Origin of the sequence: Bartonella schoenbuchensis R1, assembly GCF_002022685.1 — a bacterium.
Taxonomy (GTDB): domain Bacteria; phylum Pseudomonadota; class Alphaproteobacteria; order Rhizobiales; family Rhizobiaceae; genus Bartonella; species Bartonella schoenbuchensis.
On sequence record NZ_CP019789.1, the window covers coordinates 1,149,286 to 1,167,664 of the forward strand.

The 18,379-nt window shown below is 36.0% G+C and carries 9 protein-coding genes and 3 pseudogenes; 9 read left to right on the forward strand and 3 right to left on the reverse strand.

Annotated features, from left to right (window positions below):
* Positions 1 to 115 precede the first annotated feature (115 nt).
* The 5 genes and pseudogenes from BscR1v2_RS05065 (at position 116) to carA (ending at position 6,012) form a co-directional block, all read left to right on the forward strand.
* Complete coding sequence (locus BscR1v2_RS05065) at positions 116 to 1,342, forward strand: mechanosensitive ion channel family protein (RefSeq protein WP_078689968.1); 1,227 nt, start codon at positions 116 to 118, stop codon at positions 1,340 to 1,342.
* Positions 1,343 to 1,849: 507 nt separating this feature from the next.
* Positions 1,850 to 2,449 (forward strand): annotated as a pseudogene (locus BscR1v2_RS08610) (hypothetical protein); the annotation flags it as partial.
* A 115-nt stretch (positions 2,450 to 2,564) separates the two neighbouring features.
* Positions 2,565 to 2,815 (forward strand): annotated as a pseudogene (locus tag BscR1v2_RS05070) (GlsB/YeaQ/YmgE family stress response membrane protein).
* Between the two features lie 579 nt (positions 2,816 to 3,394).
* On the forward strand, positions 3,395 to 3,913 hold the full coding sequence (gene ubiC / locus BscR1v2_RS05075) for a chorismate lyase (protein ID WP_078689969.1): 519 nt from the start codon (positions 3,395 to 3,397) through the stop codon (positions 3,911 to 3,913).
* A 902-nt stretch (positions 3,914 to 4,815) separates the two neighbouring features.
* Positions 4,816 to 6,012, forward strand: a complete 1,197-nt coding sequence (carA, locus tag BscR1v2_RS05080; protein ID WP_078689970.1) for a glutamine-hydrolyzing carbamoyl-phosphate synthase small subunit — start codon at positions 4,816 to 4,818, stop codon at positions 6,010 to 6,012.
* Positions 6,013 to 6,129: 117 nt separating this feature from the next.
* Here carA and BscR1v2_RS05085 read toward each other — a convergent pair whose 3' ends face one another.
* Positions 6,130 to 7,398 carry a TCR/Tet family MFS transporter gene (locus BscR1v2_RS05085; RefSeq protein WP_078689971.1) on the reverse strand — a complete coding sequence of 423 codons (1,269 nt, stop codon included), beginning with the start codon at positions 7,396 to 7,398 and terminating at the stop codon, positions 6,130 to 6,132.
* A gap of 1,100 nt (positions 7,399 to 8,498) precedes the next feature.
* On the opposite strand from BscR1v2_RS05085, the gene carB reads away from it, so the two are divergent.
* From carB to BscR1v2_RS05100, 3 genes are all read left to right on the forward strand, one after another.
* Complete coding sequence (gene carB / locus BscR1v2_RS05090; RefSeq protein ID WP_078689972.1) at positions 8,499 to 11,984, forward strand: carbamoyl-phosphate synthase large subunit; 3,486 nt, start codon at positions 8,499 to 8,501, stop codon at positions 11,982 to 11,984.
* A 255-nt stretch (positions 11,985 to 12,239) separates the two neighbouring features.
* On the forward strand, positions 12,240 to 12,452 hold the full coding sequence (locus BscR1v2_RS05095) for a cold-shock protein (protein ID WP_007476813.1): 213 nt from the start codon (positions 12,240 to 12,242) through the stop codon (positions 12,450 to 12,452).
* A 476-nt stretch (positions 12,453 to 12,928) separates the two neighbouring features.
* Positions 12,929 to 14,131 (forward strand): pyridoxal phosphate-dependent aminotransferase, encoded by a 1,203-nt coding sequence (locus BscR1v2_RS05100; RefSeq protein WP_078689973.1) that lies wholly within the window; start codon positions 12,929 to 12,931, stop codon positions 14,129 to 14,131.
* A gap of 275 nt (positions 14,132 to 14,406) precedes the next feature.
* On the opposite strand, the gene BscR1v2_RS05105 is transcribed toward BscR1v2_RS05100, so the two are convergent.
* Both BscR1v2_RS05105 and trxB read right to left on the reverse strand, forming a co-directional pair.
* Positions 14,407 to 15,312: a LysR family transcriptional regulator gene (locus BscR1v2_RS05105; RefSeq protein WP_010704045.1), complete on the reverse strand. Its 906-nt coding sequence runs from the start codon at positions 15,310 to 15,312 to the stop codon at positions 14,407 to 14,409.
* A gap of 52 nt (positions 15,313 to 15,364) precedes the next feature.
* Positions 15,365 to 16,318, reverse strand: a complete 954-nt coding sequence (gene trxB, locus BscR1v2_RS05110; protein ID WP_078689974.1) for a thioredoxin-disulfide reductase — start codon at positions 16,316 to 16,318, stop codon at positions 15,365 to 15,367.
* A 302-nt stretch (positions 16,319 to 16,620) separates the two neighbouring features.
* On the opposite strand from trxB, the pseudogene BscR1v2_RS05115 reads away from it, so the two are divergent.
* A pseudogene (locus BscR1v2_RS05115) lies at positions 16,621 to 18,008 on the forward strand (TrkH family potassium uptake protein).
* The last annotated feature ends 371 nt before the right edge of the window (positions 18,009 to 18,379 follow it).

An 18,379-nucleotide genomic window follows, 5' to 3' on the forward strand; every position in this document is an offset into this window, starting at 1 on the left:
TAAATTCTTTTTTGTATGTTTAACTACTTTGAAGCATAATTCCAATACTTCTCTTAAATGGTTGATAAATTCCAAGTGATCAACCCCAAATAATTTGAGAAACGGAGATAGAAAAGTGACCGAATTTCTTGCTCAATATCCATTGTTAGAGGCTATTTCTTGGCTCATTATCCTTACTCTTATTGCTATTTTAATTAATATTTTAGCACGCAAACTGCTTATTCATAAAGCAAAACAGCTTTTTTCTTTTCTTCCCGCAGATACAACTAATGACACTGAGTATACCATTCGGCACATGGCTAATACTGCTTCAGCCTTTATTTTTTCAATCGGTGTTAATTTTATCCCTACATTGCCCAATCCACTTAGTACCATTATTCGTAATGTTTCCAACGCTTTTATTATTTTTGTTATTGTCTTAATAATTTCTGCACTTCTCAATATTGTTAATACTCTTTATGAACAACGGCCAACATCGCGGTTAAAACCGATAAAAGGTTATATTCAAATCGCTAAAATTGCACTTTTTACTGTTGCTACTGTTTTAATATTAGCAAAATTGATTGACCGCTCCCCTCTTATCCTCTTTTCCGGTCTTGGTGCGATGGCAGCTGTCTTGATTTTGGTATTTCAAGATACGCTTCTTTCCCTCGTTGCAAGTATTCAAATTTCATCTACTGATATGGTGCGTGTTGGTGATTGGATTGAAATCCCCAATCTCGGTGCAGATGGAGACGTAATTGAAATTGCACTCCACACTGTCAAAGTTCAAAATTTTGATAAAACGATTACCAACGTCCCTATTCGCAAACTTGTAACCGATCCTTTTAAAAATTGGCGTGGTATGCAAGAATCAGGCGGAAGGCGTATCAAACGATCTCTTTTTATTGACCAATCCAGTATCCGATTCCACAAAGAAGAAGAACAAGAATACTTGATGCAATTTAATCTATTAGAAAACTATTTTGCAAAAAAATTACCCGAACTCAATGAATGGAATGCTAAATTAGACAAAAATCGCGATATATCAGCTAATACCCGTCGCTTAACAAACATTGGAACTTTCCGCGCTTATGTTTTATCTTATTTACAAAATCACCCAAATATTACAAATAATATGACACTCATGATACGGCAATTATCCCCTACACCAAATGGTTTGCCTTTAGAAATCTATTGTTTTACGAACACCACTATTTGGATAGAGTACGAACAAATTCAAGCTGATATTTTTGACCATCTTTATTCCATCCTTCCCAGTTTTGGTCTTAAACTTTTTCAAAACCCAAGTGGTTATGATTTTGTTCACGCATTTGAAACCAAACAAAACCGTAAGTCTTAATTATATAAATTCTTTAAATTGAACTATATTCTCAACATAAAAAAGGAAAAAAATATCACGAATAGCATTAGTAACTCTTCATCTTGCAGGTGCTATTTCTCTACTTTTTTGGATTACACACGCATGGTGTGAACAAGAATTGATATAATAAACACTGCCACAAAAACTTTATATTGATAGCGCAATTTTGCCTAATACCGCCATTATCTTTCAACAGATCTTATTTCTGTTTTTTGTTGGTGGCAGTTGTAATTTATTTTTTACATTCATTCCATGACAGGAATCATTTTGTTAATCAATTTTGCTAATTATGATCTTACTCATACCCAACTATCGTTGTGATGGTCCTTAGCATTAATTTAGGCTCTTCTTTCGCAGCTCCAATTTTAATGCACAATGCCTACATTATTTTAATTTTAATATGTTCGCCCTTCTTGAAAAAAACATTATCAAGATAAGTTTAAAAACTAATCCCTAAACTTATTCATATAAGTACAAATGCAGCCTGACAAAACTCCTGACTTAACTAAACAAACAGCTCTTGATGATAGTGTTTTTAATCGCCCAACTTCAGCGTTTTCTAATGTCATGTGTGAGAAGTGATCCATATCTGTGATCTTGTTGATTATAATGCTGCAAAAATGGAATTTTATGAAAATCCAGATCACTTCACCGTATATGAGCTTAATCAATAAACATTAGTTGTTAAAAGAAATAAAAAAGTCCACAATTCACTCACAACAGTTGAAATAACCCGCTTTCCCCATGCCACTGTTTTAGCTAATGCGCATATTGCATTTAATGTTTTCATCTCATGCGATACCCATACTGTACATATTTATTAACGCATAAAAGAAATGTAGGCATTGTGCATTAAAATTAGAGCTGTGAAAAAAGAGCCTAAATTAATGCCAAGGACCATCATAACGATAGTTGGGTATAAATCAGCTCCGTAATTTAGAAAAAAATGAGCTTAAATTAAATACTTACATGAAATTAATATCCAAAATATAGAAACATCCTGTCTGTATCTTGATAGTGTTCATCATCTAAAAACAAATTAATTCTCTTCTCTCTTCCATGGTCTATCCCATTTTAAAAGAATAGAAACTACCCCAAAGTTTTTGCCTCCATAACCTTTCTAAACAATAAGTAAGACTTGACCTTTAAAAAGCTTACCCTACCTAGAATTTACAGTTTAATTCAGGCAAAGGAGAGCGTAATGGAAGATGCAAATATCGGCTGGATTGCAGCTATTATTATTGGTGGTTTTGCAGGTTGGGCTGCACAATATTTTATGAACAGTCGAACAGGAATATTTTTAAACATTATTCTAGGAATTATTGGAGCGTCATTGGCTAGCTTTCTTTTGGCCTTTTTGGTGTTACTTTTGTTGGTGTGTTTGGTTACCTTATTTCAGGTTTTATCGGCGCCTGCATTCTTATATGGGTCGGTCGAAAAATCCGGCCATAAAATGTTTATTTTCAAAGGCACCTTCTGGTGCCTTTTTAAGTCACCTTAAAATTCTACCTTAGTTTTGAAATTATAATCTACCAGCTCAATATAGCAAGTAACCATTCAGCACAGCGATCACCCTACTAGAATTAATCCCGATTTATCAACGACCAAAACCTTAAAAGCATAATCAATGATAAAATCTTGATGTGAAGACGAAAAAATATTTTTCAACACACTAGCTAATATTCTCTAAAAACTTTTTCTATATAGCAAATTGCTTAAATAATAACTGTGTCCAGTATGAAATAATTACTGTAATTCACATTTATACCATTAGCATTTCCTGCATAAAATAATGTAAAATAGTAAAATATCGATAATCAAAATTCTTAAACTAAAATAAAATGCGCTAATCATACTAATAAATTTTGTTTATCGCCAAAATCCTAAAACTATAGTCATAAAGCCAATAATCCATTTTTATGCCCTACCCTTATCAACTTGCTGCTTTTGTATTTCTACATTATAATTAGGAAGCTTTATAATAGGTATTTTAACAACCTGTATCATCTAGAACAACATGCAGTTTGAATCATGTCGAGTACTAGAACGAGAAATTCTATTTTACCACCGCTAAAGTGGTTATCTGATCAAGACCCTTCAGTGCCTATTACTATCAAAGATTGGTTGATGGAACCAGGCTCTATGACTCGTCGTTTGGAACGTCACTGTACTCAGCTACATATTAAACCGCAACGTGAATGCTTCATTACTTATGATGAGCTAGAGGAAGAGGCTGAGCATTTGCCTGATACCTCCCGTTACTGGCTACGCGAAATTGTACTAATGGGAGACAATCAACCTTGGCTTTTGGGGCGTACAGTGATCCCACAAGAAACCCTAGATGATCACAATCAACTAACAAACTTGGGAAATGTATCTCTAGGGCGTTATTTATTTAACAGTAAAGAACTAACCCGTGATTACATTCATATTGGCCAAAAAGATGCGCTATGGGCGCGCCGTTCTCGTTTGCGGCTAGCAGACAAGCCACTATTGCTGACTGAGCTGTTTTTAATTGCTTCACCAATATATAAAACTGACCTTATATAAATCAGAAAAATCAATATTTTGAAAAGAAACGTAGTATACAATAAATAACAAAAATCTTATTCATTGCCCTTCACCAATGAAAACTCACTAATTTGGCTACTTTTACTCATTCCCTCATAACACTTATATAGCCGAGTGTTATTTATAATAACGCACTCTATTTTTTGCTAGCTTAATGCTCTACTCGTTATAAAAAACAGCTTGAGATATTCTTAGTCAATTTGATAAACTTATTTAAGCGTTTATGAAACGCTATCAACTATAACCTTAAAAAATCTATTTACCTATGTAATCGTCTCTTTTGAACAAAGTTATAATTTACCCACCCTATATTGCATCATTCTTTAACTCTTGTTACCTAAAATACCATAAAAACTAATCACCTTGTGCCCTATTAACTGGTAGAGAGATCGCAAACAACACCCCCTGCTGCTTGCGTTTTAAGCTCCAAAATATCAATTTATTTATAAACACGTGTTGATTTCTAAAACCATTATTTTGTTAAAATAGAGTGTTTCTGGTTATTATCACTTTTATTTTTCTTCACCATCTCAAACACTCTAAATACTCTGACATTTCTTAATCACGTAATATCCATTAAATAACGTAGAACAAAACCTGTTGTCTCTTCTTCTACAAAATCATTTGCAGTGCTCTATTAAGCTAATCAATACAACATAAATTTATTTAATTTTGTTCAAATGGGTACATACTCTTTTCAGCACTCTTTAATATCTGACAATGCATAATAATAACAAAAGTCTCGAAAAATCTAAAAATGGGGCTTTACCTATTTATGGAATATACTTATACTTTCAAAATTAAGCAAAACATTGCAAGATAATATACAGCATCTGCTATGGCTGCGGTTTTCGTATGACGTCGAACTGTGAGCGCACACTATGACACAAACCACCCTATCTCCCAAACCTTGGTGCACCAGCAAACCTACAGCTCTTTTAGTATTAGCTGATGGAACCGTTATTGAAGGCAAAGGTGCAGGAGCTACAGGTATTGTTGAAGCAGAAATATGTTTTAACACTGCCATGACAGGTTATGAAGAAATTCTCACCGATCCATCATACACTAAACAAATCGTTAATTTTACCTTTCCTCATATAGGCAATGTAGGTATAAATAGTGAAGATATTGAAGATCTTACACCAATTAATCACCATGGTGCAGTTGGTGCTATTTTTAAGGCAGATATTACTCACCCCTCTAATTACCGTGCGAATGAAAACTTAAATCAGTGGCTTAAAATGCGTCAAATCATTGCAATTTGCGGCATTGATACACGTGCACTAACTGCTCTTATCCGTGAAAAAGGTGCGCAAAATGCTATTATTGCTCATGATTTAAATGGTAATTTTGATCTTAGCGCTTTAAAAAAACGTATGCAAAAATGGTCAGGGATCACCAATCTCGATCTCACAAAAAAAGTAACATCACACCAGTTAATGGAATGGAATGAAAAAGCGTGGACTTGGAATCAAGGTTACGGTAGAAACAGTAAACACAATTTTCATATCGTTGCGGTCGATTATGGTATTAAGCGCAATATACTTCGCCTTATGGCAACACAAGGTGCACGTATTACTATTGTGCCAGCAGATACAAACGCAGAAGAAATTCTGGCAATGAAGCCTGATGGCATTTTTCTTTCCAATGGACCAGGAGATCCATCTGCCACAGCCGCATACGCAGTTCCAACTATAAAAAAACTAATTGACTGTAATATTCCACTTTTTGGTATATGCCTTGGCCATCAGCTTCTTGCCCTTTCTGTTGGAGCTAAAACCATAAAAATGCATCAAGGGCATCATGGAGCAAACCACCCTGTAAAAGACCTTACCACTGGAAAAGTAGAAATTACATCAATGAATCATAGTTTCACTGTAGATGCAGCGTCTCTACCAAAGCATGTTGAAGAAACACATGTTTCTCTTTTTGATGGCTCAAATTGTGGCATTCAGATTATTGGAAAACCCGTTTTTTCTGTTCAACATCATCCTGAAGCTTCCCCTGGGCCACAAGACAGTCAATATCTTTTCCAGCGTTTTCATAATCTGATCGTAGAGTATAAAAAAACAGCTTAATTAATTTGAATTTTCCACCAAACATTGGTGCATTTTATTGTATTCAAATACACCAGCTCTTGAAATAACAAAATAGTTAGATTCACTCATAGAGCATAGGAGTTATATTTTATTGAATTATTTTGGTAAAATATCTCCAGGAAGCTTTTTTAGAGACTGTCTTACCCAGAAAGCAAACACTAAAATTGCTAAAAAAAGCACACAGAAACTCCCGGCAAAAGGTGCACCAGAAAAATGAAATGCCGCATCTTTATGTGTAAATTGTTCGAAGAGAAATGTATAAAAAATGGGCCCAATTATCAAACTTAACGAAGTAATAGATGTCATTGCCCCTTGTAATTCCCCTTGTGCATTAGCTGGTACTTGTGCTGCAGCAATAGAACGTATAGGTGCATGAACAAGATATTCAAGCACTGTACACACAAAAACAACATAAACCATCCACCCTTGCGCCGCAAACATATAGCCAAGCATAGCAATCAATGAAAAAAGGAGTCCTACCATAGTCATGCGCCAATCGCTCCAGCGCTTAGAAAGATATGGTAAAATGAGAACCATCACAAAAATCTGGCCTACACCAAAAACACTATAAGACAATCCAATAGAAAATGTGTTCCAATCATAGCGTTCTTTAGCAATAAATGCCCAAACGCTCGGCCATACAGCTTCTGCAAGCCAATAAAGAAAAAATGCTAACAACACCCAAATAACTGTTGGATATTGTCTAAGTTGCAAAAGTGCACCTAAAGGATTAGCACGCTTAATATCAAAACGGCGCCTATCATGCATAGCAAGAGTTTCTGGAAGCATAAACCATGCAAAAATAAAATTAACAAATGAACAAGCAGCTGCAAAATAAAAAGGCAAGCGCAACTCAAATTGGCCCAAAAAGCCACCAATAAGGGAGCCTATAATAAATCCTACCCCAAATGCCATTCCTATCATACCAAAATTACGTGTACGAGTTTTATCATCTGATATATCTGCTAAATAAGCTGAACAAGTTGCAAAGCTAGCACCACTTATCCCCGATAAAAGACGCCCAATAAACAACATAGAATAACTCCATGCTATAGCGCATATAAAATTATCAATAGCAAAACTTATAATAGAGATAAGCAAAACAGGACGCCGACCATAACGGTCAGAAAGATTACCAATCAAGGGAGCAAATAAAAATTGCATTACTGAATAGACTGCCAGCAACACCCCCCCATTTATGGAAACTTTACTAAGATCCTCTCCAGTCAAATGATGAAGATATTCAGGCAAAACAGGACTAATAATCGCAATACCAATAATATCCAATAACAGAGTAATAAAAACTAAAATGAGCCCACGACGGATAAATTTTGGATCGAGCTTTTGATCTTTTACAGCATGCATATTTCTTTGCCTATGTTTTTAGATCTTACTTATTTTTAGAGCCGCCCAAAAACATAACTCGAGTTTCATATATAACAATAACAAAATAAAAAAAGGTTACGGAAAACATCAAAAAATATAATATAATATTTATTTATTACTAAATTTTATAACCATGTCTAAACTATTCACCACGTAAGAAATTTGAATAAATTTCAAAACTCTGTAGACATGTATGTTTTTTTCAAAACATTATCATTAATTTTGCTGCCACGTTTAGTATTCCATCACTTTTGAAAAATCTTTTTTAGTTGGTTAAATCAATCAAAATCTTAATGTAACAACCCTTGTAATTCTATCCATACAAGGAATATTAAAAGTGCTATAAACCTATTGCATATTTATGCAGGTTATTTCTTTAAAAAATAAATCAAATCCATACATAAATAACATGAGCTTAGAAAATAGCGCAGTGTGCGATTTTAGGCATCACTATTCAGTTTGGAATACACCATTAAAATAAAAACTTATAATCAGCCAAATAGTGATAAAACCAATAGCAAAGATGCAATCTATAAATATCAACATAAGTTCTTGCTAACATGTGTTATATCAGCAGAAAATTGCAGCCAAGTATCTTTCTAGCAATGTTGAGCATTCATTACCCATGTTTAAAAGAGAGCTCTATTTTGAAGGTCATCACCAAAGGGAACACAATCAAAATCATCATCCAAAAATTTAATAAAGATAATCAGCACATAAGTATGCTTCAGTTATTTTTGTACACAAACAGCTTAATTTCTATCTGTCTAAATTCTATTTATGATCAACAGCTGTTTATATCTTATCAAACACACCAATCTTCAATACATTGATTAGAACGTGCTTTTTGCTAATACACTATTGTCTCTTTTATCAAAAAACATACTTTCATAGCTATATAAAGTTTATCAGCAACAAAGAAGAAAATATTGATTTCCAATTTTTATAAAAAAAGCATGGAAAAAGCATTTTATGGATTACTTTCCTCGTTTATTAACCTATAAAGTGAGTTTAGCCTTAAAATTTTTCAATATTCTGCCTGCCACAACTGCGCACAGAAATTTGTGATAGGAAAAAACATGCCAAAACGTACAGATATAAAATCTATTCTTATCATTGGAGCAGGACCTATTATTATTGGCCAGGCATGTGAATTTGACTATTCAGGCACACAAGCTTGTAAAGCTTTAAAGGAAGAAGGCTACCGAATTATTCTAGTCAATTCTAATCCTGCCACCATTATGACTGATCCAGATTTAGCTAATGCAACTTATATTGAACCCATCACTCCAGAAGTAGTCGCCAAAATTATCGCTTATGAACGCCCAGACGCTCTTTTACCTACCATGGGAGGACAGACAGCACTCAATACAGCTTTATCATTAAAGCGCATGGGAATCTTAGACCGCTATAATGTTGAAATGATTGGAGCTAATGCTGACGTTATTGATAAAGCCGAAGATCGTGCTTTATTTCGCAAATCAATGGCAAAGATTGGTTTAGAAACACCGCGTTCTATGTTAGCCAATGCAACTGAACTTAAAGAAGAAGATCGTCGACTATACGAAAAAAGACGTAATGAACCGAAAACTGAACTTTCCGGTGATGCACTTGAGCAGGCATTAGAGAAACTTGATCATGATTGGTATCATACAGAAGCCGATCGTAAACAACGTTATATAGCACATGCCACAGCAAAAGCAGTTCAAGCTCTTGATATTATTGGGCTTCCAGTTATCATTCGCCCTTCATTCACGCTTGGTGGCACAGGTGGTGGTATCGCTTACAACCGCTCTGAATTTTATGAAATTATTGAACGTGGCCTTGAAGCGTCTCCCACAACGGAAGTTCTGATTGAAGAAAGTGTTTTGGGGTGGAAAGAATATGAAATGGAAATCGTCCGCGATAAACAAGATAACTGTATTATCGTTTGTTCCATTGAAAATATTGACCCTATGGGTGTCCACACTGGTGATTCTATTACCGTTGCCCCTGCTCTTACTTTAACCGATAAAGAATACCAAATCATGCGCAATGCCTCAATTGCTGTATTGCGTGAAATTGGTGTCGAGACTGGTGGGGCTAATGTGCAGTTTGCTGTCAATCCTGAAAATGGCCGTTTAGTTGTTATTGAAATGAACCCTCGTGTTTCACGTTCTTCAGCACTTGCTTCAAAAGCAACAGGTTTTCCAATTGCCAAGGTGGCAGCAAAATTAGCGGTTGGTTATACACTTGATGAATTAAAAAACGATATTACGGGTGGTATAACACCAGCGTCATTTGAACCCTCTATCGATTATATTGTCACCAAAATCCCTCGTTTTGCTTTTGAAAAATTTCCTGGTTCATCATCTGTCTTAACCACTGCAATGAAATCTGTTGGGGAAGTCATGGCAATTGGCCGTACTTTTCAAGAATCATTGCAAAAGGCACTCCGTGGACTTGAAACAGGTCTTACCGGCCTTGATGAAATTGAGCTTCCTGAACATGCTGAAGGTGATGAAAATAATTCTATACGTTCAGCTATCGCAATACCAAGCCCTAATCGTCTACGTTATGTGGCTCAAGCAATGCGCATGGGGTTACCTTTAAATGAAATCCACCAAATAAGTAAAATTGATCCATGGTTTTTAGAACAAATAGCTTCTATCGTTGAAATGGAACAGCGTATTCGCACTCATGGTCTTCCTCAAGATGCAGACAATCTACGTATGTTAAAAGCCATGGGCTTTTCAGATGCACGTTTAGCTAACCTTACAGGGCAAGAGCCAGACAATATTGCTACTTTACGTAAATCGCTTAATGTTAAACATGTGTTTAAACGGATTGATACTTGTGCTGCTGAATTTGCTTCACCTACAGCTTATATGTATTCAACCTATGAAACACCTTTTGCAGGGGTAACATGTTCAGAAGCACACGTTTCTCAACGTAAAAAAATTGTTATTTTGGGTGGTGGTCCAAACCGCATCGGCCAGGGAATTGAATTTGACTATTGTTGTTGCCACGCTGCTTTTGCCTTGCGTGATGCAGGCTTTGAAGCCATCATGATTAATTGCAATCCCGAAACTGTTTCGACTGACTACGATACATCTGACCGCCTTTATTTTGAACCTTTAACAATAGAAGATGTTTTAGCTGTTTTAGAAACAGAACAGAAAAAAGGTGAGGTGATTGGAGTTATCGTTCAATTTGGCGGACAAACACCGTTGAAATTAGCAAGTGCGTTAGAAAAAAATAACATTCCCATTTTAGGTACTTCACCTGATGCTATTGATCTGGCAGAAGATAGAGATCGCTTTCAACAATTATTATTCAAGCTTAACTTAAAACAACCCAAAAATGGCATTGCCCATTCAATTGAACAAGCGCATCTTATTGCTCATGACCTAGGGTTTCCATTAGTTGTACGCCCTTCTTATGTTTTAGGCGGACGTGCCATGCAAATTATCCGCGATGAACGCAGCTTGCAAAATTATTTGCTTGAAACAGTTCCCGAATTAATTTCCGAAGATCTCAAAGCCTGTTACCCTAATGATACAACAAAGCAGATCAACACATTACTTAGTAAAAACCCACTTTTATTTGATACCTATCTAACACAAGCTATTGAAGTTGATGTTGATTGTCTGTGCGATGGTGAGGAAACACTGGTCGTTGGTATTATGGAACATATTGAAGAAGCAGGTATCCATTCTGGCGATTCCGCTTGTTCTTTACCTGTAAACACACTTTCACCTGAATTGGTCCTTGAATTAGAACGCCAAACCAAAGCTTTAGCACAAGCACTTCATGTTGTGGGCTTAATGAATGTACAATATGCTATCAAAGATGGAGTGATTTATGTTTTAGAAGCCAATCCCCGTGCTTCGCGTACTGTTCCATTTGTTGCAAAAACCATTGGCCGACCAATTGCTAAAATTGCTGCACGTATTATGGCGGGAGAAAAACTTCACAGTGCACTTCAAGCTTACGGCGGATTACCTTCTACATTACAAAAACCGCATATTGCCGTCAAAGAAGCAGTCTTTCCTTTCGATCGTTTTCCTGGTGTAGATACACTGCTTGGTCCAGAAATGCGTTCAACTGGAGAGGTTATGGGAATCGATTACGAATTTGCACTTGCTTTTGCTAAAGCACAACTTGGGGCTGGTGTTGATCTTCCATATGAGGGGACTGTATTTGTTTCCGTAAGAGATGAAGATAAAAAACGTATCCTCAAGTGTGCCAAACGTTTAACTGAGCTTGGTTTTTCTGTTTTAGCGACAAATGGAACACAAAAATTTCTTGATCTTCACGGTATTAAAGCCCAAAAAATTAATAAAGTGTTAGAAGGCCACCCTCATATTGAAGATGCCATTCGTAACCGGCAAATCCAATTGATTTTCAATACAACAAATACGGCCAGTGCCATTTCAGACTCTAAATCTCTGCGCCAAGCAACACTCATGCAAAAAGTACCCTATTACACAACAATAGCTGGAGCTGAAGCCGCAGTACAAGCCATTGAAGCACTCAAATCCAGCCCTTTGGAAGTGCGCCCCCTACAAAGCTATTTTGCTTAAGATTTGAACTACATCTATAAAACTAACGTCTCTTACTTCTTTACTGACCTTTTCTTTGCATAAAGATAGTGATTAGACTTGTTTATTATTCAAAAGTCTTTTATCATTATCGCGATCGGATTTTCGGTTACGTGACTTTTTTCCTGTGCAATACGCATTTTTGACAAAACTTCTCCTGCCTATAATTTCGATTTAAAGCCATATTGAAAGCTTTTAGCTTCAATATATGATAATTATTTATATAAGGAGTTTCCTATGTCTTCTACAGGAACAGTTAAGTGGTTTAATACAACAAAAGGTTTTGGTTTTATCCAACCTAATGATGGGAGTGCAGATGTATTCGTACATATTTCTGCTGTTGAACGCTCTGGTTTGAGTAACCTTAATGAAGGGCAGAAAATTTCGTATGAAGTTGTTCAGGATCGTCGTTCAGGAAAACTTGCTGCTGGAAATCTCGCAGTTCTTTAACTTCAAGTTTATTTTGTTTTTTAAAATCTCGTCTTCATAGGCGAGATTTTTATTTTGTATAAAATATTTTACCCCAATAAAATAACAACTATTTTCAACATTTTTGTATCTATCTTAAAATCTGCTCATAATTTTCCATAATTTTTTGGGAAAATCCTTAAGAGAAATAATAAAAAATATGGAAAATTAACTAGAAAAATTTCAAGTATAAATTTTTCTCTCTCTTGTAAATGATAGCACTATTTTATCAGAAAAATTCAAAATAAACGTCTGTATTATTCCAAACAAAAGAAGACTTTCTTCGCGTTCGCTTTTTAGACATTCTTCTAAAATTTCAAAATAAAATTATATAATCTGTGCTTAAAATAAAATTTTCTAAGAGTTTTCTTGTAGTTTTTTATTGCTTACGACATAATCTTTATTGGAGTATCTATTAATAAAACAATCACTCGCTTAAATCATTAAGGATTTTAATTATGGCTTTTATTGCTGATAAGCTTTCTTACATCAAACCTTCTGCAACAATTGCTGTTGCTCAAAAAGCGCGTAATTTAAAAGACTTAGGCCGTGATATCGTTTCCTTAAGCGCTGGAGAACCAGATTTTGATACCCCAGACAATGTTAAAAAAGCTGCTATTGAAGCCATTCAACGTGGAGAAACAAAATATACACCTATATCTGGTATTCCAGAATTGCGTAAAGCAATTTCTGCAAAATTTAAAAGAGAAAATAACCTTAATTATACACCAGAACAAATCATTGTCGGTACAGGCGGGAAACAAATTCTTTTTAATGCGCTTATGGCAACTCTGAATAAAGAAGACGAAGTCATTATTCCCTCTCCTTATTGGGTGAGTTATCCTGAAATGGTTATTATCAATGATGGCACCCCTGTCTTTGTAGAAAGTAAAGCAGAATTCTCTTATAAACTCCAACCGCAAGATTTAGAAGCCGCTATCACCCCTAAAACCAAATGGTTTATTTTTAACTCTCCCTCAAATCCATCAGGAGCTGCTTACACATATGACGAATTAAAAAAGCTAACGGACGTTTTAGTAAAATACCCTCATATTTATATCCTCACCGACGATATATATGAACACCTAACATATGGAGATTTTACTTTTGTTACTCCAGCTCAAGTAGAACCAAAGCTTTATAACCGTACATTAACAATGAACGGTGTTTCCAAAGCCTATGCAATGACAGGCTGGCGAATTGGTTATGCAGGTGGCCCTCAAGAATTAATTAAAGCCATGGATATAATTCAGGGGCAACAAACATCTGGTACAAGCTCCATTTCACAATGGGCAGCTGTTGAAGCACTTAATGGACCACAAGATTTCATTATTCAAAATAAAAGTGTTTTCCAAGCACGTCGTGATCTTGTCGTTGCCATGCTTAATCAAGCTCCTGGTATTAATTGCCCAACGCCCGAAGGTGCTTTTTATGTCTACCCTTCTTGTGCAAATCTCATTGGCAAAAAAACACCCGGAGGGAAAATTATTACAAACGATGAAGACTTTGTAACAGAGCTTCTAGAATCAGAATCTGTTGCTGTAGTGCAAGGATCTGCCTTTGGGCTTGGGCCAGCATTTCGCATTTCCTATGCAACATCAGAAAAAATACTCGAAGAAGCTTGCTTGCGTATCCAACGCTTTTGTAACAGTTTATTTTAAAAGTTCTGAATCATTTTTCATGTCTCAAAACAAAAACTGGATATACACTTGGCTAATTTGCTAGATTTGTAGAGATGAAATCAATCTAACAGTCCTTCTCAGGAAAACACCCAAAAAACGTAATAGAAGTAGATATAACTTAGAAGTAATAGATTTATAGCATTTTATAAAAAATGAAGCATAATAAAAACTTAAAGTGCGCTGCTGTACACTAAACATAGCTTATTAAAGCTTTTTTATTTTAATTGCCCAATAGTTTTTTTTAAATTACCCTATTAAAAAGACCATTTCCGAGCTTTTAGAAAAATATAATCTCGAAAAGCATTGAGCTTTGCCGAATTTTTCAAAGCATCAGGATAGCAAAAGAAGGTATCAAAGGAAGGGATATCAACCATATCAGGAAAAAGACGTACAAGCTGCTCATTGTTATTCACGATATAATCGGGAAGCACAGCAATACCAAAATCACGCATAAGTGCATTCTTGATCGAAATAATATTATTAATTTGTAAGGCTGAAACACGCAAAGAGCCATCACTTCTCCCTGCTTTTTCCAGCCAATTCAAACCAGACAAATAAGAGGGGACAGGTTCACCAAATGAAATAATACGATGTGAATCTAGTTCAGATAATTTCTCTGGCTTCCCATAGGTTGCAATATAATTTACTGAAGCATAAACATGCATATGAACCGTAAATAATTTTCTTTGTATAAGACCAGGTTGTTGGGGTTGACGTAAGCGAACTGCACAATCTGCATAACGTATTGTTAAATCAATCTCTTTATCATCAAGCAAGAGTTGTATTTGCATATCGGGATAAAGACTAAGAAATTCATGCGCACGCTTTGCAAGCCAACCTGCCCCCATTCCAAAAGTTGATGTAACACGTAAACGCCCTGTTGGTTTTTTGCTGCTTTCATTTAATTGTGAACGCGCATTTTCAAGCTTCATTAACACATCATAAGCGGTACGGTAGAGAATTTCACCCTGCTCTGTTAAAATTAAACCACGCGCATGGCGTTGAAACAAGGGAACACCAACATCCTGTTCTAAAGCAGCGACTTGTCGTGAAATTGCTGATTGAGACAAATGAAGCTTTTCAGCTGCATGCGTAAAAGAGCCTGCTTCTGCTGCAGCATGAAAAACTCTCAATTTATCCCAATCCAATGGTGAAGTCACAATTTTTCTCTAATCTTTTTTACTAATTAAATAACTGCTGTTTTAAAAACACTTATGTCTGTAAATCTAAAAACCGTTCTGCCTCTAACGCAGCCATACATCCCCTTCCTGCAGCAGTCACAGCTTGACGAAATACATCATCTGCTACATCCCCTGCAGCAAAAACGCCAGAAATGCTTGTAGCTGTTGAATCTGGTGCTGTCCATAAATAGCCACCTGGTTTTTGTTTCAATTGTCCTTCAAACAAAGAAACAGCAGGTTCATGCCCGATAGCAATAAATATCCCGTCTGCATCCACTTTAAGTTCTTGACCTGTTTTAATATTTTTAAGACGTGCTCCTGTCACAACAGCACCCATTGATGAATTAGCTGGTAAACCGACAATTTCTTCTACTACATGATCCCAAATAATACGCACATTATCACGAGAAAATAATCTATCTTGCAAAATTTTTTCCGCACGAAAATGATCTCTCCGGTGAACTATACTAACACTTTTAGCCAAGTGTGATAAATAAAGTGCTTCTTCAACAGCTGTATTTCCACCACCCACAACAATAACATCTTTATCACGATAAAAAAAACCATCACAAGTAGCACAAGCAGAAACACCACCGCCCATAAAAGTTTGTTCGCTTTCCAAACCAAGCCAGCGAGCTTGTGCTCCTGTTGCAATAATCAATGCATCACAACAATATTGTGTTCCTGAATCCCCATATAAAGTAAAAGGACGTTTCGATAAATCAGCTTTTATAATACTGTCATAAACAATTTCCGTACCCATATGCTCAGCTTGTTTTGCCATTTGTTCCATCAACCATGGCCCCTGAATTGAATCAGAAAAACCTGGGTAGTTTTCAACATCAGTTGTAATTGTCAACTGCCCACCCTGCTGCACTCCTGTAACCAAAACAGGTTTAAGCATTGCTCTTGCCGCATAGATTGCCGCTGTATAACCAGCTGGCCCCGAACCAATAATAAGAACGCGAATATGCGGTTTTGTCATAAAATCCCTTCCTCTTTTATCCTCTTTATATCTATAAATTATGATGAAAAATGTAGCCTTTTTAAAATATTTCTCTTACAATTCAAGTTATGGTTCACCTGTATTTTTTTCAAGGTCTACTAAAGGTTGATTGCCAATTTATCATAGCTTGCTTACTATAGAGATTAAACTACATCTTACACAAATATATACACACTAATGAGTACAAAACCACAAACAAAATAAAAAAGAGATAGGAAACGGTCATTTTTCAGTTTATTACCAATATCTGCGCACGTTTTGCATTAGTCATGGGAGCAGCAATGCTTTTACCTGCTCTTGCAGATTTGCGTGATGGAAACCACAATTGGGCAGCTTTTCTTTACTCTTGTGTTATAACTACCATGCTAGCAACGCTGATTCTTTTAGCTACCAGAGGTGCTAGCTGCCGTTTTTCAGCGCGCCTTGGTTTCACACTGACTCTTTGCCTTTGGTTAACAGGTAGTATAGTGGGGCCCTCCCTCTGTATCTTTCCCCTCTACCAATTTCCTTAGCAGGAGCAATTTTTGAATCTGTTTCTGGAATTACAACAACAGGTTCCACTGTAATCACAGGTCTTGATAATCTCTCACGAAGCATTTTGCTATGGCGTTCTCTCATCTGCTGGATAGGAGGTATTGGTTTTATTGGTTTAGCTTTATTGCTTTTGCCTTCGCTTCGTGTTGGGGGAGTACAACTTTTTCACATGGAATCATCAGATAAATCCGAAAAAATATTGCCTCGTATTAATCAAATCGCTAATGGAATTATCATTGCCTATATTGGACTAACGCTTGCTTGCATGCTCTCTTATTTTGCTGCTGGCATGACCTTATTTGATGCCATCAACCATGCAATGAGTACGATAGCAACTGCCGGGTTCTCAACCCACGATGCCTCATTTGGTTATTTTTCTGATAAGCCAGCCATCCTGATTGTTTCAACAATTTTCATGTTGCTTTCTGCTTTACCCTTTGTACTTTATGTAAAACTAGTGCTTCCTGGCCAATCAAAACGCTCTATTGATCCACAAGTTATCGTTTTCCTAAATATTGTTTTCTTTTTCAGCTTTGCTTTAGCTGTGTGGTTACGATCTCAGGATCATCTTACCTTTCATTGGGCTTTTCTTGATGTGATTTTTCACTTTGTATCTATTATCAGCACCACCGGCTACAGTGCTGAAAATTATCAACTTTGGGGACCTTTTGCTTTTGGTGTTTTTTTCATTGTTTCTTTTACAGGTGGGTGCGCTGGTTCTACCTCTGGTGGTATAAAAATCAACCGCTTAATTATTCTTTGGCGCATTGCACAAACAAATATGGCAAAACTTCTTTCCCCTAATGCAGTTGTAAAAGTTCGCTATGATCATTCGAATATATCTAATGATATTGCTCAATCCGTTTTGCTTTTTGTATGCCTGTATATGTTTTGTCTTCTTATCGGCACTACACTTTTACTCACCACCGGGCTTGATTTCACTTCTGCTTTTACAGGCGTTTTAACGGCACTTTCAAATATCGGCCCAGGTTTTGGAGAAATTATTGGTCCTTCTGGTAATTTTATGACGATTAATGATAACGCTTTATGGATTTTGAGCTTTCTTATGCTAGCCGGTCGCCTCGAAATTATAACTATATTTGTATTTTTTATCCCTACTTTTTGGCGTGAGTAGTTTTTATGCTTAACGCTTAATTTTGTAATAAAAGAAACTCACAAGCAAAACAAAAAGATAAATAACACACACGTTAAGACTAAGCTTCAGTCCAATTGATTGGAAAATCCTTAAAGAACCTCAAATGGATAGCTACATTAGTAATGTTAAGCTTAACATTAGCTATAATTTCTGCTTCATCTGGCTAAGATACATTTGTCAACAAGCAAGGTAATGTTATTAAAAACAACCAAACATTGAGTACAACACTTCTTATATTGACTAAGATTTGTGATATCCCTGCTTTGCAGGTCTTTTCTATCAGCCCAAAGCTGATCTGCATTACTTCTTTGTTATGACTTATAAATGGCTACCAGTTCATCAACATAGGA